Raw genomic sequence first — 22627 nt, 5'->3', positions numbered from 1 at the left:
ACTATTCACCGACCTTGACAAACGGCTTCGCAAGCTCAGTCAATCCGCACAGTGACACGTGCGGATTGACCCTTGGCATCAATCACGGAAAGGGTTGAAAACCCTTCGGAAAGTCCGCTCAGAGCGGTTTCCCGGCGATGCACGCCCGTTTGAACCGGCGCTCCATTGGCCAACCAAGTAAAGGGCGGCTTGCCGTCCTGTACCTTTACGACCAGCGCGCCGTCCACCCCCGTCAATCGCACGCCGTCGGGTGGAAATACCAGCTTGAGCGCATCTTCAGGTGCCTGGAAAACAGCCTCACGCCCAGAGAAACGGCGCAGGGCCTGCGGCAACTGCGCAGTGGATACGATCAGCGTTTCAGGTGGCGGGGGCGGTAATGGATCGGTCTGACGTTTCAGACGCTGGAAAGCGTCGAAAAGGATCGGTGCAGCCAGTTCACCGCCAAACGCACCGGGGACAGGTGTGCCATCTGGCCGGCCGATCCAGACACCAATTACATGCGCCCCGTCAAACCCTACGGCCCAAGCATCGCGATGCCCATAAGAGGTTCCGGTTTTATAGGCCAATTGACCGGCCGCACCACCCCGGGGTGGTGCCGAACCTGCAAGAATATCAGAGATCTGCCAAGCAGCAGCGCGGCTGACAATCTGACTCGCAGGCCCCTTGTCTGGCACTGCTTTATGCCAATGCAACTGGCGCGCTTGCCCACCATTGGCCAGCGTCGCGTAAAGCTGCACAAGATCGGTCAGCGTGATCCCAACCCCGCCAAGAGCCACGGCCAGGCCCGCCTGATCACCCGGCAGTTCCGTTTGAACACCGGCGCGACGCAACGCATCCATCAGATGCGCCGGGCCGATCTGATCCATCAGCAGCACAACCGGAATATTCAGCGACTGGCGCAGGGCCTCGGCCACCGGTAATTCGCCCCGAAATTTACCGTCAAAATTTTGTGGGGCATAACTGCCAAAAGCAACCGGCCGATCATTGATCAGGGTTTGAGGATGCACCAGCCCCCGATCAAAAGCCATCGCATAAACAAGTGGTTTCAGCGTTGATCCGGGCGAACGCAAGGCGCGGGTCATATCCACGTATCCCTGCCGCGCATCGCCCGAACCAAAGCTTGCCGATCCAACTGAAGCGATGATTTCGCCGCTGCGGTGGTCGGCTGCGACAACGGCTGCCGACACGTTCGCAGGTAAACCCTGCATCGACGTTTCCAGCATTTTCTCCAGATCTTGCTGCACCGTCAAATCCAATGTCAGATCATGCCGGCGCACCAGTGGATCGCGGGCTAAAGCCAGATCGGACAGGTGCGGTGCAAGGGCCGGAAACGGGCGGCGCCGATACGGCACCGGTTCTGTCAGCGCGCCGCTAATAGCTTCTGCGCCCAGTACACCCGCGTATTGCATACGCGACAGGACACGCGCGCGCGCCAGACGGGCCTGAGGCCTGTTGCGGTCAGGGCGCCGCGCCTCGGGCGATTGCGGCAAGGCCACCAGCAATGCAGCTTCGGCCGGGGTCAGACGTGCGGGTTCCTTGCCAAACCACGCCAGCGTAGCCGCGCGGATACCTTCCAGATTCCCCCCATAAGGCGCACGGGACAGGTAGAGCGTCAGAATCTCGTCTTTGCTGAATTGCCGCTCCAGTGCCAAAGCGACCCGAATTTGCCGCAGCTTACCGCGCCAATGCCCCGTGCCGCTATCTTCCAGCAGGCGCGCTACCTGCATCGTCAGGGTCGACCCGCCTGAAATCAACCTGCCATTCCAGACCGCCTGCCCAAAGGCACGCAGAATGGCCCATGGATCGACACCGGCATGGCTGTAAAACCTTTTGTCCTCAAATGCGATCAGCATGTCCAGATACCTGCTGTCCACCCAATCAGAGGTCACTGCCATTCGCCACCGGCCATCCCCCACAGTATAGACCCGCAGCATCTGACCCGAGCGGTCCAGTACCTCAACCGAAGTTTCCGATAACAAAGATGGGAGTTGCGTGGTCGCGACCCAACGATTCAGCCCGTCCCTTGTGGCAGCACTCGTCAATAGCAGCAGCGCCAGTACGAAACATAGCCTATCAGGGGCTCGCATGATCCACCTCACCTTCCCACAGGTCGGGGTAAAGCGTGACAAAGCCGCTTGGATCAACCTCGAAACGGGTGCTGAACCCGCTCTGAGCCGCAACATAATCGACCTGCCCGGCAGCCCCTGACCGCGTGTAGGTTTGACTAAGCGGCGCAAGTTCCAATTCAGGATATCGCAGCCAGCCCGCAGAAACAGAAAGCCAGGGCTCCGGCTGAGCGCTCAGGCGGCGCAACGCCATAAGGTTGGTCGCCGGGGTAAAAGATATATCCAGGTCGCGCGCGCCTGCGACATCAGGTTGAGGCACGCCATTTAACTGCCAATCGCCGCCATCGCATTCGATATGAACATTGACCTGCCGTTCCCCATGCAACCCGCTGATATCAGCGCTTAGCGTGCGCCAGGATTCGTCGCATCGCACGACATAGTCGAGCGCGGCAAACCCTGAATCATCGCGAAACCGGGCATGGCCAATCAACAGCCAGCCATGATCGACCTTGGCCAGACGGCACTTGTCGTCACCCTCGTGATTCAGCGCCCGCCAGTGGGCTGTAGCTATGGTTTGACCCGTCATAATGTCATTCCGTCACCTGCATCCGGCCCGTCGCACCGTTCGCCCGGTAAGTGGGGCGGTACATATCCTCGACCGTGGCCGCAGGGTGATGATAATGTCCAGAAGCTACGGCACGAACGATATAAGCCAGTTGAAACGGCTTTTCGCTGTGCCAGTCCACAGCGGCCAGAAAACGATCTGTGCGGAATTCGCTGTGCCGCACTTCGGGCGGTTCCAGCCAATCCAGTGCGCGGATATCACCCGAACGTAAAAGGTTGGGGTTGTCTATCTCAAGTCCCGCCGGAAGCGGATCATTGATCATCAACCGTGCCGCGCCTTTCTCAAAGGGGGTAACGCGCAGAACGGTGACCAGCCTTGTACCACTGATTATATTGCCCAACGTCACCGGATTGCCTTCCAGATCATAATAACTTCGCGTGATCCCAAAGCCATACCCGCCCGGGTCTGCGGGCACGGCGGGCACGCCAGTTGTGGTCAAGGTGATGTCTGTATCCCTGTCACCGGTATTCCGGACCGAATTTGGGGTCAGCGTATCAGCCTCCAGCATCCGCACAAAAGGCCCGGAAACCGGCGCATCGTTCAGAGTAAGCGCCGTAACCGAACTGTCATTTATCAAAGCCCGGGCCGCCAACAGCGACCAGACCTGTTCCTGTGTCGACATGAAGGGGCCCACGGCAGAAAGGGATTGCGCCAGCATATCCCGGTCCACAGCGTCAGTGCCAGCCTCAAGCGCCAGACCAAGCAGTGCGGCCCGGTCACGCAGCTCTGTCCCGTAGTCAGCGCGCCAGACTTGACCTTCGCGCCCTGTATCCCGTGCTATCAATTTCTGTGCCAGTGCAAACATCCGGTCAGCGCGGGTCTGATCCCCATAAAATGCAAGCGCTGACCCAAGCTGGGCAAGCGCCATGGGGGTCGCAATTGCATCCGCCTTGACATCAGCATAATAGCGCAGGTCGCCTATTTGTGCAGCACCCTCACGTGCCAGAACCATCAACGCATAGGCAATATCCTCGCCTCCTTTGTCAAAATCCGGGGCGTAATTGACGCGGTTGCGCAGGTTGTCCATCGCCATGGCAAAGGCCTGTTGTGGCACGACATACCCGTCCGACCTGGCGCGGGACAAAAAGTCACTCACATAGGCATCAAGCCAAAAATCACCTGAACCGGCCTGCCACAAACCAAAAGCGCCATTGCTGCTTTGACGGGTGAGAATACGGGCGATAGCCCGTTCGATCCGTTGGCCGATCTGCTCACCTTTCCCTAGTCCCAAGGCCCGAGCAACCTGATTAAAATAAAGCAGCGGCAAAACCTGGGACGTTATCTGTTCGGTACAGCCGTAGGGGTATTGGTCAAGCGCACGCAACATCCCCGGCGCATTCATACGCGCCAGCGGGCCGGCCGAGATGACAGCGCTGCCCGTTCCCGCTTTGAAACCGGCAAAGATATTGTCATCCAGGATGAATGTGTCGCCCGACGCCAGTGAAAACCGCCGTGTGCTTGAAATGGCGGGATCGTTACTTCGCACCGGCAATGTCAATTCTTTAACAAGTTGCTTTCCGTCTGGCGTTGTAAGGGCAATGCGCAGGCTGTGATCGCCCGGTTCATCAGCCGTTACAGGCAGTCTAAGAACTGCCTTTTCCTGTGCGCCAAGATCCAACCCCGCGGGGATTGCGCCCGTCAACGCCACACCCGTTGCGACTATGTCCAACCCCATGCGGCCCGTGGGCCCTTCGGCATGTAAGATCTCAAGCAGTAGCTGGCTTTGATCACCCGGCGCCAAAAAGCGGGGCAGCGTCGCGGTAACGACAACCGGGTCTCTGACGATCACGTCATCGCTGGCCTGACCCACCGCACGATCTGACCATGCCACCGCCATCAAACGTACAGCGCCGTTGAAATCGGGCATATCAAAGCTGGCCCGCGCCATACCATCCCGGCCTACCTGCAAAGGGCCCGAGAAGAAGGCAACCAGTTCTTCGGTCGGTGGCGGCGATTGCATCTGCATCTCGTTGCCCGCATCCCCACCCGAACGAACCTGTCCGACCGCGCCGTTCATCCCGTCGATAAGCCGCCCGTAGATGTCACGAATTTCAACACCAAGGCGGCGCTGACCGAAATAGTGACCTGAAGGATCGGGACTGTTGAACCCTGTAAGGTTCAGAATTCCCAGATCGACCGCCGCCAGGGTGACAAACCCGCTGTCGCCTTCGGATACACCATCAACGCGCACAGCCACCTCCAGCGGCCCACGCGGCGCAGATTTGTCGGGGGCTTCAATGCTGACGGTCAGCTGTTTTTCACCCGGTTCAATCTGCGCATAGCTCAGACCAAGCGCGCGGGCCGGGTTTTGCCCGGCGCTGACATCCATCGGGCGGATCACCTGAGCGGTTACATAGGCCCCCGCCCCCCATTCATCGGTCACTTGCAGCGGCACCAGGTTTTCACCCTTGGTAACCTCCACTGCATGCATCTCGATCACGCGGTTCGACATCACCGTAATCAACGCTGTGCCGCCATAACGTGGCACAAGGCGCAGTTCAGCGGTGTCACCGCTAAGATACCCGGTGCGGTCCAGAGAAAGCTCAAGCGTGTCAGGCGTTTGAGATACATCTGCAGGGGCGTACCAACCCGCATAAAAATCCGCAGAACTTGCAACGTAAGGCCCGTCCAGCCGTTCGACCAGCAGCTCATACCGCCCCCAATCGACAGGGGCGGAAACAGTGACCGGAGTATCAACCAGCATCGTTTCGCCGGTATCAATCCGCGTACGGGTCGTGATCGGTTCCCAATTCCAGCTGCCATATTGCTGATACCATTGATATCGCGTCTCGACACGGTTGATCGTCCAGCGCACTTTCATCGGTATGGGCAACAGATCAGAGTCGACGGCCAAGACCTGAAACGTAGCCTTGGTACCTTCAGCGACGACGCCGTCAAACTGGGGTTTTACGCCGATTATCGGGCCTGCAGGGGCCAAAATGCGGGTCAGCTGCCGTTCTACCGGGCGGCCAGAACCTTCCTTTACACTCAGGGTGATCGTCGCCTCGTAAGGTCGGTCGGTAACATCGGTTTTGGGTACCGCAACGGGCATGATAAGCCGCCCGGCCCCATCCGTGGTGCCGCCAGTGATATAGCCCGAACGGGCCGTGACACGTTCGTCGTAGCGGCCAAAACTGTACCCCGGAAAGGTATCAAGGCTGCGACGCGGCCGCAGGCTTAGGGTGCCGTCGGCCTTCAATCCGGCACCGGGCGCCCCAAACAGATAGCGCGCGTCAAGTGTCAGAGGCACAGTATCACCCGGGTGGATAGAGTCATTGGGCAGGGACAGATCAAAATCGATCCGTTCAGGCAGAAAATCCTCAACCAGCAAGGTCTGGCTGGCCAACGCAGGCGCATCGACATCAGCCTTGATAACCAGCTTCCACGACCCACGCGGCGCCGAAGTGCCAACTGGCAGGGTGAAAACATGTCCGCCCGCAGAATCCCGGTTAGACACAATGCGCGAATACTCCACCCCATCTGGACGGATCAGTATTGCGGTCAGCGGCAAACCAGAAATTGCGCGTGCATTTCCATCCCGCGCCAGTGCCGTTGCATAAATCACCTCGCCCGCGCGATAGGCACCCCTGTCCGTTGCCAGAAACACATCCACGGGTGGTGCAGGCGGGCGCCCTTCAACCCCGCGATCAGACAAATCAAAGGCCGGATCGGTCAGTGACAGAAAAGCAAAGTCATCCTCGCCTGCCTGCGCCATGACCAACGCAGGGGCCGCCCCATCCAATCCACGTGTCAGACCCGGAGCAAAAAGGGCATGGCCCCTTGCGTCAGTCAGAACCGTCGCCAACTCACGGTTGGCACGGCTGAGCAGCGTAAGTTTAATCCCTTCCTTTGCCGCCGCATCCGACAGGCCGCGTACAAACACATGTAAGCCATCGGTTCCTTTGAGCGTGGTCAGACCCAGATCAGTCAGAACAAACCATTGGGTTGCGCCCGGATCATCATAAAGATCGCGTCCCTCAACCCGGGCTGTCAGCGCGTAGATGCCGGGCGGCTGATCCGTCAGCACATCCCCCATCGGCAGCCGCGTCGTCATCGTCTGGTTCAGCTGATTTTGCACCTCGCCCGTACCAGTCCAGACTTCTTCGGCGATATCGCCTGAAAACAACTGATCCTGATATTGCGATAGCGGGCGGCCGAAATATCCGTCCTGCAACGCCCGCAGCAGGTTGCGGTCACTGACCCGGCGCAACAGCAATTCCACCTTATCCAGATTGACCGTCTCAACCGGAAGTGCTGAATCAGCCGCCTTTGGAAGCACAAAGGCCCGGCCTGAAAAGCTGACCTTTGGTGCGCGGTCGCGCACATAAAGCGAGATCGGCACGTCCTTGATCAGCACTTCACCACTGGCCGCGGGCAGACCTTGGCGAAAAGTGACAGTATAGCGTTTCCCATGTTGCACACCGTCAATGCAGATTTGCTGGCCTTCGGGCTGCACCACCAGCCCCGGATCGGGCTGGCGCACGTAGGGCGTATAGTCCGTACCGGCCTTGATCAGTTCTTCAGAAAATTCGGCGCAGATGCGCGGTCTGGCGCTTTCATTGTCAACGCGGTGTTCGGTTATGCGGAAGCCATATTTTGCGGCTGCTTTTTCAAGCGCGGCTACTATATCCGCTCGAGGCTGGATCGATTCGGCCAGACGCAAGGCATGAACCATATCGCGACCACGACCATTGCGTTCCAGCGCATTGGCCATGACGTACAGCGCTGATACACGCGCCGGGTCGCTTAGCGCACGCAGGTAACCATTGATCGCCCCGTTCAGCGCCTGCGCGCCGTAGCGGTGTTTATCCGATGACTTTTGACTTTTGATCTCTAAAGACAGGCGCGCATATTCAACCCAAAGATCACTGGTATCCGCGGTGGAAACTGCCGCACCTGTCCAGCGCATCGCATTCAGAAAATCGTTCCGCGCCAGCCTGTCCTGCGCCGCACCGGTCAATGCTGCGGTGTCCCAGACCCCCGCCGGATGGCGCGCCCCGATTTGCCCGGCAAAAGCGCCTGCACCTTGCAAATCAGAGGGGGAAAGAAAGCTTAATTCTGCCTGACGGGCGTCAGAAATTGACAGAACACGTGGATCAGTGGCCAGAATTTCGGCGGATATGGCACCGTCATACGGGGTTTTCTCTGAGACAGCACTTTTTGGAAAACACGCGTTCGAGCGCTTGTTGAAGGTATATGCCTGACACTTCGGATTGCTTAGGCAGGCGCGCTGACATGCTTCAAGCGTTGTATCAAACAGCGCGGCCAGATCAGAACCATAAAAATCAACGTCTTGAGTTACCACTTGACGGCGTTCGGGCACGGGCGATTGTGCAGTCGCAGATGCAGCGAACAATAACAAACCGATGACAAATGAAATCTGCCGGAGCATGGGTACCCTCCTAGGTCAATTGCCCCATGGTGCCACGCGAGCCGCAGGCTGACAACGATTCCACCAAGACACTTAAAGAGTTGTTCACCGCGATGGTGGATTGTGGCGCCAATCGTAAAACCGGTGCGACGGAGGGTGAGGATGAGTCTCGCCAACAAACTGGCAGAAGAGAGACGTGCCCGTCTGGCGGCCGAACGTTTGCTTGAACAAAAGCAGACGGAATTGCACGCGGCTAATCGCAAACTGGGCAGGCACGCCCGTGCGTTGTCGGATGAGATCGTCGAAACACAGGCCGAAGTGCAAAATGCACTCAACGAAAATCAAAGGGTTAGATCTGACCTGAATGCGGCCAACCAAAAAGTTGAAATTGCCGAGCGACGCTTGTGGCACTCCATAGAAACCATTCAGGACGGATTTGCTTTTTTTGACACGGATAACAGGCTGATCGCAGCAAACAATGCCTGGATATCCATCTTTGACGGGCTTGAAGATGTCCGGCCCGGCATCAGCTATGTGGAAGTGCTGCAGCTGATCACCGAAGAAGGTATCATCGACATTGGTGAGATACCCCCCGCTGCGTGGCGCGAAACGATGCTGGACCGTTGGCAATGCCAGACCCCCGAACCCGAGATCGTCCGGCTTTGGAGCGGACAGTATATCAAACTGATCGATCAACGCGGGCACGGTGGCGACGTAGTTAGCCTTGCGTTGAATATCTCGGATACAATTCGCTATGAAAAAAAACTGAAGGCCGCTCGACGCAAGGCCGAAGCCGCGAACCTTGCAAAATCGTCTTTCCTTGCGAACATGAGCCACGAGATCCGGACACCGATGAACGGTGTTGTCGGGATGGCCGAATTGCTGAAAGACACCAACCTGACCGAAGAGCAGCGCCTGTACGCCGACACAATCAAAAACTCGGGCGAAGCCCTGTTGGTGATAATCAACGACGTTCTCGACTACTCAAAAATCGAAGCTGAAAAGCTGGTTTTGCACGATAGCCCTTTCGATCTCGAACGTTCGATTCATGAACTTGTCATGCTGACGCAGGTCATTGCATGCGAAAAGGGGCTGGACGTCGTCGTGGATTACGATCTGTTCCTGCCCACGCAATTTATTGGTGATCCGGGGCGCATACGTCAGGTGATGGCAAACCTGATTGGCAACGCGGTTAAATTTACTGAAGCCGGACATGTGATGATCCGCGTGGTCGGTATGCACGCAACAAATAACGAGATGGCCCGGTTAAATATCGTAATTGAGGATACCGGCATTGGAATTCCGCCAGACAAGATTGAGCATATTTTCGGTAAATTCAATCAGGTTGACGACGAACGAAACCGCAAGTTCGAAGGGACCGGACTTGGCCTTGCCATTTCGCAAAAACTGATCCGGATAATGGGCGGAAATATCTGGGTCGAATCTGTCGAAGGCAAAGGATCGCATTTTGGATTTTCGCTGACGCTGCCCGTGGTCGAGCCGGTCAACCCGGAGAGCTTTCGCCTACCCTATGGATTGAGGCGGGTGATGATTGTAGACGACTGCACCGCAAGTCTTTCTATTCTGGAACGACAGCTTGGTCAGTTGGGCATCGAAACGGTCAGTTGCACCAGTGGTTCCGAAGCATTGACCAAACTGCCCGGCGGCATTGACCTGATCCTGACCGATCACAACATGCCGGAAATGGATGGCCTGGAGCTGGCTGAAGCCGCCGATGAGGCCGGGTTTACCCAGCCAGTCGTCCTGCTAAGCCACAATACCGACGATGCGGAACACGACCCGGGTCGAGGGTTTGTGAAGGCCGTCCTGAAAAAGCCGGTCGCCAGAAATGATTTGTTCTGTGCATTGCGATCAATTGCCGATGATGCACAACACATTGCCGCAGCTGATAACCAGCCTGAACCCAAACCCGAAAAAACAGTTGCACCTTCCAACCGCGCAATGCGCATTCTTGCTGCCGAAGACAACAAAACCAATCGTCTGGTATTCTCGAAAATGGTCAGGACACTGGATGTTGATCTGACATTTGCAAAAAACGGGGCCGAGGCAGTCGAGTTATATCAGTCTTACCGGCCCGATATTGTTTTCATGGATATTTCGATGCCGGACATGGACGGTAAAGAAGCCACTTGGAAAATCCGCAAGATCGAAAAGACGACCGGGTACCATATTCCGATTGTTGCCATGACCGCGCACGCGATGAAGGGGGACAAAGAGGGTATCATCGCCGCCGGACTTGACCATTACCTCTGCAAACCTTTGCGCAAAGAGGCAATACATGCGCAGATCCTCAACGCACGTCCCGCTGGCACGCGCGACCCCAAGGGACAGGATCAGCCCTCGGGATAATCGCGCAGAAAAACCGGGCTTCCAGTTTTGGACATGTCTGCACGAAAACGGTAACCGCCGATGTCAAACTCTTTCAGCGCCTCCGGATCTTTCAGGCGACGCTGAATGATATAGCGCGCCATCGCGCCGCGTGCTTTCTTGGCGAAAAAACTGACGATTTTTGCTTTGCCGGCCTTTTCCTCCATGAAGACCGGCGTGATAATCCGCAATTTAAGCGCATTGGGATCAACTGCACCAAAATACTCCTGACTAGCGCAATTGACCAGAATATCTGTGCCCACGGCAGTGGCCTGCGCGTTTAACGCCTGTGAAATCTGATCCGCCCAGTAGTCATAAAGGGTCTTGCCCCGCGTGGTTTGCAAACGACTGCCCATTTCCAGGCGATAGGGTTGGATTGCATCGAGGGGCCGCAAAACACCATAGAGGCCGGAAAGAATGCGCAAATGCTCCTGCGCCCAAGTCATCTCATCAGCATCAAGTGACCCCGCCTCAAGCCCCTGATAAGTGTCACCGGCAAAAGCCAGCGCTGCAGGTTTTTCCGCCATTTGGCCGAAATTGCCGAACCGTTCAGCGTTCAGCGTTGCCAGGTTTTCGCTGATATGCATCAGTTTGCGCAGACCACCGACACTCAGGTTACGCGCCACACCCGCCAGTTCGTCCGCCTGCTTCTGGAACATCGGGCGTGTCGGTTCCATCCCCTCGGCCGGGTCCATATCAAGCTTTTTGGCAGGTGAGACGACAACCAACATTCAAAATTCCCCTTTGCTGACCTCTGTCTGACTTAGTCCGCCATACGCAGAACGTCCAGAAAAGCGGGGCCAAATCTTTCAGCCCGCTTTTCCCCCAGCAGACGCTGCATTTCGGTGGCATCCCGGGGCCGGGTCGAAGCAACGCGCGCCAGCAAAGACGCCGAACAGCTTAACGGCTTTCCGATACCGTTTTCACCGCGCGCCAGATCAGCCTGTGCCTGCATCAGCTGATCGTAAACATCGCCGGCCGCACGCCCAGCCAGTTTGCGGCGGGACGGGTGCATCACCTTGGCTTCGCCATTGATCACCTCAAGAAATGCATCTCCAAACCGTTCCAGTTTTTTTGCGCCCACACCACTGACCTGCACCATCTGGTCCAGTGTTCCAGGACGTTTTTCAGCCATCTCAATGAGGGTACGGTCGGTGAACACGACGTAGGCAGGTACCTTGGCCGCTTCGGCCAGTGCACGGCGTTTGGCCTTGAGTGCCGATAAAAGCGGTGCGTCTTCCTCCGAAACCAGCGCTTTGGCGGCAGGACGACGGGATTTCGACACAAGCGTATCACGACGCAGGGTAATCAACTGCTCATCGCGCAGAATTGGACGTGCGGCCTCGGTCATACGCAGCGCACCGTGGCGCTCAGGGTCGGGACGAACAAGATCATGCCCCATCATCTGCCGGAACACTCCCTGCCAACCGCGCCGATCAATATCTCGGCCAACACCAAAAGTTGGCAATTGATCGTGCCGCCGGGCGCGCACTTTATCCGTCTCATTACCGGTCAGAATATCAATCAGGTGACCAGTGCCAAACCATTCATCCGTGCGCAAAATGGCCGAAAGTGCCTTACGCACCGCTTGTGTTCCGTCAAAGGTTTCAGGCGGGGTTTCGCACAGATCACAATTACCGCACGTCCCGTGCGTTTCACCGAAATAACCCAACAGCGTAACCCGGCGACATTCCAGCGCTTCGGCCAGCCCAAGCAATGCATTCAGCCGGCCATGATCAGCCATACGCCTTTCAGGAGGAGCCAGGCCTTCGTCGATCTGCGAGCGACGTAGGCGGATGTCATCGGCACCGAACAGAGTCAGCGTTTCAGCGGGGGCACCATCGCGACCTGCGCGGCCAATTTCCTGATAGTAGGATTCGATCGATTTGGGCAAATCTGCATGCGCGACCCAACGGATATCGGGCTTGTCCACACCCATCCCAAAGGCCACTGTCGCAACCACAATCAATTCGTCCTCGGAATTGAAGCGTCCCTCGACAATGCGTCGGTCTTCGGCCTCCATCCCGCCGTGGTAATGACAGGCGTTGTGCCCTGCCTCCCGCAGGGCTTTCGCCAATGTTTCCGTCTTGGCACGAGTCCCGCAGTAAACGATTCCAGACTGGCTCTTGCGGGCGTCTGCAAACTCTAAAATCTGGCGTCGCGGGCTGTCTTTGGCGGCAAAAGACAAGTGAATATTGGGGCGATCAAAGCCGTGCAGAAAGCTTTGTGGGGCCTGCCCGTCAAAAAGCTTTTCCACAATCTCATCACGGGTTTCTGCATCCGCTGTGGCAGTGAAGGCAGCCAGAGGTACGTTCAGCGCGCGCCGCAACTCTCCGATGCGCAGATAGTCTGGGCGAAAATCATGACCCCACTGGCTTACGCAATGCGCCTCATCCACGGCAATCAGCGACACACCGATGCGCCGCAACATCCCAAGTGCCGATCCTGCGGCAAGACGTTCTGGCGCAATATAAAGCAGTTTCAGCCGCCTTTCATCCAGCGCCTGCCATACCTCTTCGGTCTCTTCGTCGGTATTACCCGAGGTAAGCGCCCCTGCCTCGACACCCGCCGCGCGCAGCGCGCGCACCTGATCCCGCATCAGCGCAATCAGCGGTGAGATCACAACGGTCACCCCCTCGCGCAGAAGCGCCGGCAATTGAAAACACAAGGATTTGCCACCGCCTGTTGGCATGATCGCCAGCACGTTTTCGCCATTGGTTACGGCCATAACAATGTCTTCCTGCCCGGGGCGGAAGGCATCAAAACCAAAGACATCGCGCAAAAGCGTGGCAGCGCCTGGCATGGGGGGACCTGTAAGTTTTTGCTTTTCTGCTCTTACAGGATTCTTTTCACACTAAGATTTGGCGAACAAGGGCTAGTTCAATAAAAAGCCGCCGCATTGTTTATCAGAATAATCCGCAGGGCGTACACTGCAACAAGCGCAATCAATGGCGCCAGATCAATACCCGACATCGGCGGCACAAAGCGCCGGATGCGACTGTAGATCGGCTCAAGCACCCGATTCAGCATATGCCACACCTGCGCAACAAAAGGCTGGTGCAGGTTCAGGACCTGAAAGTTGATCAGCCAGCTCATGATCACGTGGGCAATGATAAAGAACCACACGATATCCAAAAGCAGCATCAGGATCTGAAATAGCGACTGCATGGGCACATTCCTTTGGTCAATCTCGCCCCAGACCTAAGCGCGTGGTGGTGAAAGCGCAAGCCGTGACGCGAGGTTGCTGTTGACGCCCTTGTTCGCCCGAAACACACAGGCATGCGAAGGAGACCGCCGATGTACCCAGTCATTCGCCTTTTTACCCAACTGATTAAGCATCGCAACGATCCGCCCTTGGCGATTACCGACACCCATGTATCGCGCCATAGGTGCCTGCCGTGGGATATCGACCTGTGGCTGGAACTGAACAATGGCCGCACTCTGACCCTGTACGATCTGGGTCGCACCACTGCTGCGCAGCGTGTAGGTCTGATAAAGGTACTACGCAGAAACCGCTGGGGTCTGACCATGGCCGGGGCCAGTGTTCGCTATCGTCGCCGCATAAGAACGTTTGAGAAATTCGAGATGCGTTCGCGCCTAGCGTGGTGGGATGACAAATTCTTTTATGTCGAACAATCAATGTGGAAAAGAAATGGCGAATGCGCCAACCACATTGTTTATCGTTCGGCGGTAACCGGCTCCGCAGGCATCATTGTGCCACAGCAGGTGGTCGAAGAAATCGATGCACAAACCATAAGGCCGCCCGCACCTGAGTGGATTGCGGCCTGGATCAAAGCCGAAACCAAGCGCCCCTGGCCACCGATGCAGGAATAGCTTGCCACAGTTTGCCATACCCTGTCATATCCGCAGCGAAAGCTGAGGGTTGGCATGGCCGAAATTTCATCACGTAAACGAATCTGGGGCTGGTTTTTCTTCGACTGGGCCAGCCAGCCGTTTCATACATTGCTGCTGACCTTTGTCTTCGGCCCTTATTTCGCTGGCGTCGCTGCCGAATACTTCATGACGACTGGCTTACTCGAAGAAACCGCTGACGCGCGGGCTCAAAGCCTTTGGTCATTGTGCCTGACTGTCACCGGGCTGATCATCGGCTTTGGCGCACCAATCATGGGGGCGATGGCTGATACCGCAGGGCGGCGCCTGCCTTGGGTCATTGCCTTTTCAATGATGTATGTGGCCGGGGCCTCAGCGCTTTGGTGGACCTATCCCGACGGGTCGACCATATGGCTGATGCTCTTTGCCTTTGGCGTCGGGTTTATCGGGGCCGAATATGCACTGGTTTTCATCAACTCTCAATTGCCGTCCCTCGGAAGTCAGGAAGAAGTCGGAGAGATTTCCGGATCTGGCTTTGCCTTTGGCTACCTCGGTGGGATCCTGTCGCTAGTCGTTATGCTATTGTTTTTCATGGAACAACCTGACGGCAAAACCCTGCTTGGGATGAACCCCGCCTTTGGGCTTGATGCCAGCGCCAAAGAAGGCACCCGAATCGTGGGGCCGCTGACCGCGCTTTGGTTCATTATCTTTATGGTGCCCTATTTCCTCTGGACCCGCGACACCAGAACCGCGCCACAAGGCAAAGGTATCAAAGACGCCTTAGGCCTTCTGACGTCGACCATCAAAGGATTGCGCCGACGCGTGAGCCTTGCCACCTATTTGGGTTCGTCGATGTTCTATCGCGACGCACTGAATGGTTTATACGGATTTGGTGGTACATACGCCCGGCTCGTTCTGAATTGGGAGCTTGTTTCAATCGGTATCTTTGGGATTATCGCTGCAATCTCTGCCGCCGCTTTCAGTTGGGTCGGTGGCAAGTTCGACAAACGCTTTGGTCCGCGCCCCGTGATCATCGTGTCGGTCTGGGTGCTGATCTGCGTTTGCGTCACAATTGTGGCCATGGACCGTCAGCAGATTTTTGGATTTGCCTTGACCGAAGGGTCTACCGTTCCGGATATGGTTTTCTTTGGCTGCGGCGTTCTGATTGGGGGCATGGGGGGCGTTTTACAGGCGGCCAGCCGCTCATTGATGGTGCGCCACACCGACCCCAAGGCCCCAACCGAAAGCTTTGGTCTGTATGGCCTCTCAGGCCGCGCAACCGCCTTCATGGCTCCGGCCCTCATTGGCAGCGTTACCGCCCTGACCGGCAGCGCCCGCATCGGCGTTTCCCCTCTGATTGCTCTTTTCCTGATCGGCCTCTTGCTGCTACGCTGGGTTGAACCAGAAGGAGACAGCAGCACATGGGCCAATACCTAAGACTGATCATTCTCTCTCTTGGCCTTGCCGGTTGTGGTGAGGCGACACAGGAACTGCCGTCAGCTAAACCCGTCGTATCCACTCAAAACATTCCTGATTCGATGCAGGGCAAGCAGGCCAAGCAATTGTTTGGAGTGCATAAAAACGGGTCCCAACAGGGTGCAGAACCTTTTGGCGGATATGCCAAGGGCTGCATGGCCGGCGGGGCTAGATTGCCCGAAACCGGCGCAACATGGCAAGCCATGCGCCTGTCGCGAAACCGGAACTGGGGACAGCCTCAAACCATTGATTTTATTAAAGCTCTCTCTCGAAAAGCTGCTACTCAACCGGGTTGGAAGGGCCTTTACATCGGGGACATCAGTCAGCCTCGGGGGGGGCCTATGATGAGTGGGCACCGGTCGCATCAGATTGGGATGGATATTGATATCTGGATGAAACCGGCGACAAATCTTAACTTATCGGTCGCAGACCGCGAGACTGTCTCGTCTGATTCAATGCGCCGGGCGAACGGGGCGTTTACGAACTCCAGCTGGACACGGGCGCATCACGAGATCATCAAGGCCGCCGCCCAGGACCCGCGTACCGAACGCATATTTGTCTTCCCCGGCGCCAAGGTGCGGATGTGCAAGGATGAATCCGGGTCCGACCGCGCCTGGTTGCGCAAGATCAGACCGTGGTGGGGGCATCATTACCACTTTCATGTCAGGTTAAAATGCCCCGCGGGTGCGCCGGGCTGCGTGGGCCAGAATCCGCCCCCCGCGGGCGATGGCTGTGCCGATGCGCAACGCTGGGTCAATGACATCCTGAATCCGCCCAAACCCGACCCGAATGCCCCCAAACCAAAACCGCGCCGCGAGTTGACAATGAACGATCTGCCCCGCCAGTGCGTGGCAGTCCTTCAGTCGCAATGACGCAGCATCGTGGGGATGAAATTGCGCCTGCCACATCATTTTGTTTTGACAAATAGAAATTTTGTGGCAGGCTACCCTTGAGTTCAACAAGCGAAAGGAGGTGCCAATGTCTATAGAGGTATTGGAGAAAGGTGTCGGAACAGTTCGGGAGGCACAAACCTAGGGCAGCCCCTGGGGATTGAGAACAACCCGAATTGGTACGCCTAACCGGCCTACCTCCGTTAACTTCTAGAGGGCCGTTTCCAACGTGAAACGGCCCTTTTGATTCGTCGCCCGACTACGTACGTTTCGTACGCATTGTACGTGGATTTCGTACGCGATTTGACCCCATTTGAGAAGGTAGCGTACGTTTCGTACGCTTTACCCCAAGACCATGCTGAAAATCACCGATCAGATCACAATCGAAGACTGGGAACTGACCGAGCAGTTTGTCCGCTCGTCCGGCCCCGGTGGTCAGAACGTGAACAAGGTATCGACCGCCGTGGAACTGCGGTTCGAAGCCGAGCGCAGCCCCAACCTGCCCGATCCGGTGAAACGCCGGCTCAAGCGGCTGGCCGGGCGGCGCTGGACCAAAGAGGGCGCGCTGGTGATCCAGGTCGAAGAGACGCGCAGCCAGGCCCGCAACCGCGAGATTGCCCGCGACCGGCTGGCCGACCTGATCCGCAAAGCCACCGAAACCCCGAAACGCCGGCTGGCCACCCGCCCGACGCTGGGGTCAAAGAAACGCCGGCTGAAGGCCAAGAAGGTACGCGGGGTGGTGAAGGCACTGCGGGGGAAGGTCGAGGGGGAGGATTGAGTCTGCTCTGAGCCCAGATTGACCGATGCTGCGAAATGCACAAAGGTCCACTTTCGGGAACGCGGTCAAGATACACTACTTGCAAGCGGAGGTTTCACATTGAGCGGATTCACATGGGAACGCGGGCCGTTCACACGATGCGCCAAGTGCGGTCAAACGAAAATGGGCATACTCTCTGCCGGGGGGGGATTATTGACCAAACGCTGCACCAACTGCCGAAGGACGGTGCAGCTACCTCTGCCCGAATTAGACAAAAAGGCGATTTATCTGGACCAGTTCATGTTCAGCATGATCTACAACGTCAAGAACGAAGGAAACCTGCCAAAGGGGCATGAAGCCTTTGCAAAAGAAGTATACGCCCTGCTGAGACGGTGCGTTCTGCTACAGCAGGTTTTCTTGCCTCACTCCGATATCCACCACGATGAGACGACGGTCTTCCACAGTCCCATAGACTTGCGCGGCTTGTATAAGTTCTTCGGTGGCGACGTTTCCGTAATGGATTCTCGCGATGTGGAGCTTTTGCAGGACATTCAGTTTGCAAAGGCATACTTTGATGGCAAAGAGCCTGAGGTTTCTTTTGATATAGATGAGATTGCGAACAGTCAAAGAAATGATTGGCTTCCCGATATGCACGTTGGCGTGCGGGCTGACTATAGCCAATTCGCGGATCACATTCGAACCGTGAGAGGCGATGTGCATGATGCATTAAAAAAACTCGCGGACACGTGGCTTGAGAAGAAAGTATCGTTCGCGGGTGTTCTCGAAAGTGAGTTTTCAGCGATTGGCCCAACAAAGAAGCAGGCCTTTGCGAAGTGGTTTGAGGAAGTCTCCAATCCTGATCCAAGTAACCCGCTGGCACTATTCGAGAGTTCTGGCAGGCCGATATATCGTGAGTATCGAGAGCTTTGCCACCTTCTTGAAGATCGGGGAGTTGATGAAGATAAGCAGGCGATTGAAATCATGAAGTTTTGGCATTGGGAGCGGCAACGGGAAATACCACACCAAAGGATTTCATCATACTTATTTGCCGCTGTGGCTGGGCGGGTCGTCATGGGCGAGAAGAGAATAGTTGATCGTGGACTCATGAACGATGTGAGGACAATCTCGACGTACGCGCCATACGTGGACGCACTCTTCATCGACAAGCGCTGCGCTGCATTATTGAAGGAAGAACCACTGCGGGCTGAGTTGGAGTACAAGGCCCGTATATTCTCTCTGAGCGACCCAGACGAATTCTTGGGATACTTACGGGAATTAGAAGCACAAACGCCGGATGAGGTTCGCGAGTATGCGGCAATGATTTACGGTATTGATTAGATGCGGGTCAGGCTAAAGCAGAATTTTGTGTAGCCGCAGCGAACGGCAACTTCGTCCGCAAAGCGCCATTTATACCACAACCTCCATCTCTTCCTGCTCCCCCACCCCGAACACCCGTTTGTACCGGGCGATCTCGTCGGCGGGGCCCATGGCTTTGCGGGGGTTGTCTGACAGCTTTACCGTGGGCCTTCCGTTGGCCGAGACGGCCTTGCAGACCAGTGAGAAGGGCGCCAGCGCGTCATCCGGGGTGAGCCCGCGGAAATCGTTGGTCAGCAGCGTGCCCCAGCCGAACGACGGGCGGACGCGGCCGGTGAACTGGGTGTGAAGCTCGGCTATCTTGTCCTCGTCCAGACCATCGGAAAAGATCACCAGTTTCTGCGTGGGGTCCTCGCCGCGCGATTTCCACCAGTCGATGGCAATCTCGGCCCCAGTTGCGGGATCGCCTGAATCGATGCGTATCCCTGTCCAGCCCGCCAGCCAGTCGGGGGCGTTTTTCAAAAACCCGGCGGTGCCGTAGGTATCGGGCAGGATGATGCGCAGGTTGCCCGAGTGTTCCTCGTGCCAGTCGGACAGAACGTCGTAGGGGGCGCGGGCCAGATCGGCGTCTGTATCGGCCAGCGCGGCATAAACCATGGGCAGTTCGTGGGCGTTGGTGCCGATCGCCTCAAGATCGCGGTTCTTGGCGATGAGACAGTTGGAGGTACCGGCGAATTTGTCGCCCAGACCCTCGCGCATGGCCTGAACGCACCAGTCCTGCCAGAGAAAGGAATGGCGGCGACGGGTGCCGAAATCGGCGATGCGCAGACCCTCGATGGGGCGCAGGCGTTCGACCTTTTCCCACAGCTTGGTCATGGCGCGGGCGTAGAGAACCTGAAGCTCGAATTTCTTCATCGAATGCAGCACGGCCCGCGAGCGCAGTTCCATCAGAACGGCAAGCGCCGGGATTTCCCACAACATGACCTCGGGCCAGGAACCTTCGAACGTCAGCTCGTACTGGCCATCGCGTTTTTCGAGGTGATAGGGCGGCAGGCGCAGTTTTTCGAACCAGTCCATGAATTCGGGCGTGAACATCTGGCGTTTGCCATAAAAGGTGTTGCCGCGCATCCAGGTGCTTTCGCCGCGGGTCAGGCGAAGAGATCGGATGTGATCGAGCTGTTCGCGCAATTCACCCTCGTCCACCAGATCGGCCAGACGAATGGATTTGGTGCGGTTGATGAGGGAAAAGGTGACCTTCGTATCGCGCTTGTTGCGAAACACCGACTGGCACATCAGCAGTTTGTAGAAATCGGTGTCGATGAGCGACCGAACGATCGGGTCGATCTTCCATTTGTGGTTATGAACACGGGTGGCGATATCGACCATGGGCTGGCTCCGACAATGGGTACCGGTTGGTTAAAGCAAAGGGGAAGGTTGGTGGCAAGGTGAATGCCACAGAGCCGGTTACAGCGCAGATGCCAGAGGCATTGGGCAGCGCCGGTCGCTTAGCCCTGATGCTGAGGCCCGATGCCCTGGAACATGGCCCGCAGATCGACAGTGGCGCGCTTGCCGACATCGGTATAGTGCCGGTCCAGCCATTCCGCCGCAGTCTGTCGCCCAAGGTCGCGCAGATGGATCAGGAACGCCCATTCGGCGTTCATCTTGGATGACGCCCCAAGGGGTTTTAGCGCGCTTTGATTTTCGATGATATGCACACGCTCACTGCGGTATTTTGTTTGATCCAGCTTTCCCTCTTCGATCAGGCGATCAACGAAATCAATCGCCCGCAGTTCTTTCAAAAGACTGGAATTGAAACTAATTTCGTTCAGGCGGTTCTGGATTTCCTGCGGCGTACGGGGGACGCCCTTTCGCTCGACCGGGTTGATTTGAATGACGATGATATCCGAGCAGTCGGATCCCGAATGGAAGGGAAAAAGCGATGGATTGCCCATATAGCCACCATCCCAGTATGGCACATCGTCGATGATGATGGCCTGATAGATATTGGGCAGGCAGGCCGAGGCCAGAACCATATCTGATGTCAGCGTGTGGCTGTCAAAAACCTTGACCCGCCCGGTTTCGACATTGGTGGCCGAAACGAAAAGCTGGATCGCCTTGCAACCACGCACGCATTCGAAATCAATGCACTCTTCCAGAATATCCCTGAGCGGGTTCATGTTCATGGGGTTCAGCTGATAGGGTGAAAACACCCGGCTGACCGCATCCATTGCATGAAAGCCCCAGGAACGATCAAGGCTCCAATTGCCCATCATCACATCAATCGGGGCCCTCTGTATCGGGCTTAATCGTGCGGCGCGGCTCATGGTGCGCCAGAAATGTTCCAGCTTTTCACGGGCCCCGTCAGCGCCATTTGCTGTATAGCCATCCGCCAACGCTACGGCATTCATCGCCCCCGCAGATGTCCCCGAGATTGAATCGATTTCCAGACGGCCGTCTTCAAGGATGAAATCCAAGACCCCCCAGGTAAAAGCGCCATGCGCGCCGCCGCCCTGCAGCGCCAGATTGACTGGTTTGCGGTTGTCCGCCGCGCGGTGTGGGGGAGTGTTCTTTTTAGGCTTTTGCGCCGCATCGTTCATTGGGCAGGTTCCTGAATGTTTTCAAGTCAGATAATCGCGCAACATACAACCAGAAGGCAACGTCGAACCAGCCTTGAAATGCCGCCCCAAAAACCCCAGCGCCGCGCCGGCAGATCGACAACCGGGGCGTTCACACGTGCGATCAGGTGCTTAGGTGTAGGATTTAACCGTAAAGCGCCCGTGCCTGAGAAAAAGAAAGCAGTTTCTTGCTGTTCTCATCCCACAGGTGCAAGCGCGCGCTGACCAGGCTTTCGCGGATGGTCATACGGTTGCTTTTGGCCAGTTCGGTATGATCGCGCAGCACCTCGGTCAGCCGGTAGAACGGGATGCGGCTGTACAGGTGGTGGACGTGGTGAATGCCGATATTCGCGCTGAACCATTGCAGCAACGGTGGCAGCACATAATACGAACTGCCATGCAGGGCGGCATCGTGCAATTGCCAGTCTTCATCTTCATCCCATTGGGTATTTTCAAACTGGTGCTGCACATAAAACAGCCACATGCCTGCGGTCGCGGCAAGAAGGGTGGACGGCAGGAAGATCAGCAGAACCGGGCCGATGCCGCCGAAATACCAGATCACCGTCAGAGCTATAAGAATGGCAATGTTGGTGCCCATGGCACTAACCCAGTATCTGAGGTTGTTCATCAGACCCAGAGGAATCCGGTTTTGCAGCAGAAAGATATAGCCCGGCCCAAAAACAAACAGCGTGATCGGGTGACGATACAGCCGGTATTTCAATCGTTGCAAGGGTGTCAGCGCACGGTATTCGGCGACGGTTTTGGTATGGATGTCGCCCATGCCGCGGCGACCCAGATTGCCGGCACTGCTGTGATGTTCGGAATGAGTGCGGCGCCAGACGTCGTATGGTGTGACGGTCAGCACTCCAAGCGCCCGCCCGACCCAGTCGCTGACCTGACGGTTTTTGAAGAACGCCCCATGTCCGCAATCATGCTGAATGGTGAAAAGCCGCAGCAGGAAGGCCGCATTGACGATCGAAATCCCGAGGGTCAGCCAGTAGCTTACCGATAGTGACCACCAGGCCAGAGCCCAGAGCAGGATGAAGGGAATGAAGGTGACGCCCAGCTCGAAGATGCTGCGCATTTGGTTGGGTTCACGGTAGTTGGCAAGTACCTTGACCCAATCGCGGGCCGAACGTGTACTGTCTGATGTCCGGGTAACTTCGGAATGTTGGTTCATGCGTCTGCTTCATTATCGTTGGTTACAGGATCGGATAAACTACCTGTCCAGCATAGCAAGCAAAATGTGAACGTTGGATTGAGCGAACCGACACGCCTCGGGGAACGAAGCATG

The 22627-nt window shown here is 56.7% G+C and carries 15 protein-coding genes; 6 read left to right on the top strand and 9 right to left on the bottom strand.

All coding sequences use genetic code 11. The annotated features are described in order from the left end of the window. Positions 1 to 35 precede the first annotated feature (35 nt). The 3 genes from pbpC to PEL8287_RS04135 are packed head-to-tail and all read right to left on the bottom strand — an operon-like array spanning position 36 to position 8083. A complete protein-coding gene (pbpC, locus tag PEL8287_RS04145; RefSeq protein ID WP_139837697.1) occupies positions 36 to 2087 on the bottom strand; it encodes a penicillin-binding protein 1C in 2052 nt (683 codons plus the stop codon). Next, the gene (locus PEL8287_RS04140) at positions 2074 to 2652 is read right to left on the bottom strand and encodes a putative glycolipid-binding domain-containing protein (protein ID WP_085891106.1); all 579 of its coding nucleotides are present in this window, start codon (positions 2650 to 2652) and stop codon (positions 2074 to 2076) included. The genes pbpC and PEL8287_RS04140 overlap by 14 nt, the downstream gene beginning before the upstream one ends. A 4-nt stretch (positions 2653 to 2656) precedes the next feature. Next, complete coding sequence (locus PEL8287_RS04135) at positions 2657 to 8083, bottom strand: alpha-2-macroglobulin family protein (protein ID WP_085891105.1); 5427 nt, start codon at positions 8081 to 8083, stop codon at positions 2657 to 2659. Between the two features lie 141 nt (positions 8084 to 8224). Here PEL8287_RS04135 and PEL8287_RS04130 point away from each other — a divergent pair, with 141 nt between their 5' ends. Next, entirely contained in the window at positions 8225 to 10432 is a 2208-nt protein-coding gene (locus PEL8287_RS04130; protein WP_085891104.1) for a response regulator, read from the top strand. Here the strand turns inward: PEL8287_RS04130 and yaaA are convergent. The 3 genes from yaaA to PEL8287_RS04115 all read right to left on the bottom strand — a co-directional run bounded on the left by yaaA (position 10417) and on the right by PEL8287_RS04115 (position 13618). Beyond that, positions 10417 to 11181, bottom strand: a complete 765-nt coding sequence (gene yaaA, locus PEL8287_RS04125; protein ID WP_085891103.1) for a peroxide stress protein YaaA — start codon at positions 11179 to 11181, stop codon at positions 10417 to 10419. The genes PEL8287_RS04130 and yaaA overlap by 16 nt on opposite strands. 32 nt (positions 11182 to 11213) lie before the next feature. Continuing rightward, entirely contained in the window at positions 11214 to 13253 is a 2040-nt protein-coding gene (gene recQ, locus PEL8287_RS04120) for a DNA helicase RecQ (protein ID WP_085891102.1), read from the bottom strand. Positions 13254 to 13330: 77 nt separating this feature from the next. Next, positions 13331 to 13618, bottom strand: coding sequence for a YggT family protein (locus tag PEL8287_RS04115; RefSeq protein ID WP_085891101.1), 288 nt, complete (start codon positions 13616 to 13618; stop codon positions 13331 to 13333). 129 nt (positions 13619 to 13747) lie between these two features. On the opposite strand from PEL8287_RS04115, the gene PEL8287_RS04110 reads away from it, so the two are divergent. From PEL8287_RS04110 to PEL8287_RS04090, 5 genes are all read left to right on the top strand, one after another. Further along, on the top strand, positions 13748 to 14284 hold the full coding sequence (locus PEL8287_RS04110) for an acyl-CoA thioesterase (RefSeq protein WP_085891100.1): 537 nt from the start codon (positions 13748 to 13750) through the stop codon (positions 14282 to 14284). A 54-nt stretch (positions 14285 to 14338) separates the two neighbouring features. After that, positions 14339 to 15718 (top strand): MFS transporter, encoded by a 1380-nt coding sequence (locus tag PEL8287_RS04105; RefSeq protein ID WP_085891099.1) that lies wholly within the window; start codon positions 14339 to 14341, stop codon positions 15716 to 15718. Beyond that, on the top strand, positions 15703 to 16629 hold the full coding sequence (gene mepA, locus PEL8287_RS04100; RefSeq protein ID WP_085891098.1) for a penicillin-insensitive murein endopeptidase: 927 nt from the start codon (positions 15703 to 15705) through the stop codon (positions 16627 to 16629). Before PEL8287_RS04105 ends, mepA begins: the two co-directional genes overlap by 16 nt. Positions 16630 to 17002: 373 nt before the next feature. Then, complete coding sequence (gene arfB / locus PEL8287_RS04095; protein WP_085891097.1) at positions 17003 to 17425, top strand: alternative ribosome rescue aminoacyl-tRNA hydrolase ArfB; 423 nt, start codon at positions 17003 to 17005, stop codon at positions 17423 to 17425. A 192-nt stretch (positions 17426 to 17617) separates the two neighbouring features. After that, positions 17618 to 18742, top strand: coding sequence for a hypothetical protein (locus PEL8287_RS04090; RefSeq protein ID WP_139837696.1), 1125 nt, complete (start codon positions 17618 to 17620; stop codon positions 18740 to 18742). Positions 18743 to 18811: 69 nt separating this feature from the next. Here the strand turns inward: PEL8287_RS04090 and pncB are convergent, their stop codons facing one another. From pncB to PEL8287_RS04075, 3 genes are all read right to left on the bottom strand, one after another. Then, entirely contained in the window at positions 18812 to 20104 is a 1293-nt protein-coding gene (gene pncB, locus PEL8287_RS04085) for a nicotinate phosphoribosyltransferase (protein WP_085891095.1), read from the bottom strand. A 119-nt stretch (positions 20105 to 20223) separates the two neighbouring features. Further along, complete coding sequence (locus PEL8287_RS04080) at positions 20224 to 21315, bottom strand: patatin-like phospholipase family protein (protein ID WP_085891094.1); 1092 nt, start codon at positions 21313 to 21315, stop codon at positions 20224 to 20226. Positions 21316 to 21478: 163 nt separating this feature from the next. Next, positions 21479 to 22513 (bottom strand): fatty acid desaturase, encoded by a 1035-nt coding sequence (locus PEL8287_RS04075; RefSeq protein WP_085891093.1) that lies wholly within the window; start codon positions 22511 to 22513, stop codon positions 21479 to 21481. Positions 22514 to 22627: the final 114 nt, after the last annotated feature.

The sequence above is a fragment of the Roseovarius litorisediminis genome, from assembly GCF_900172295.1.
Classification (GTDB): Bacteria; Pseudomonadota; Alphaproteobacteria; order Rhodobacterales; family Rhodobacteraceae; genus Roseovarius; species Roseovarius litorisediminis.
This window is presented reverse-complemented; position numbering and strand designations above follow the sequence as displayed.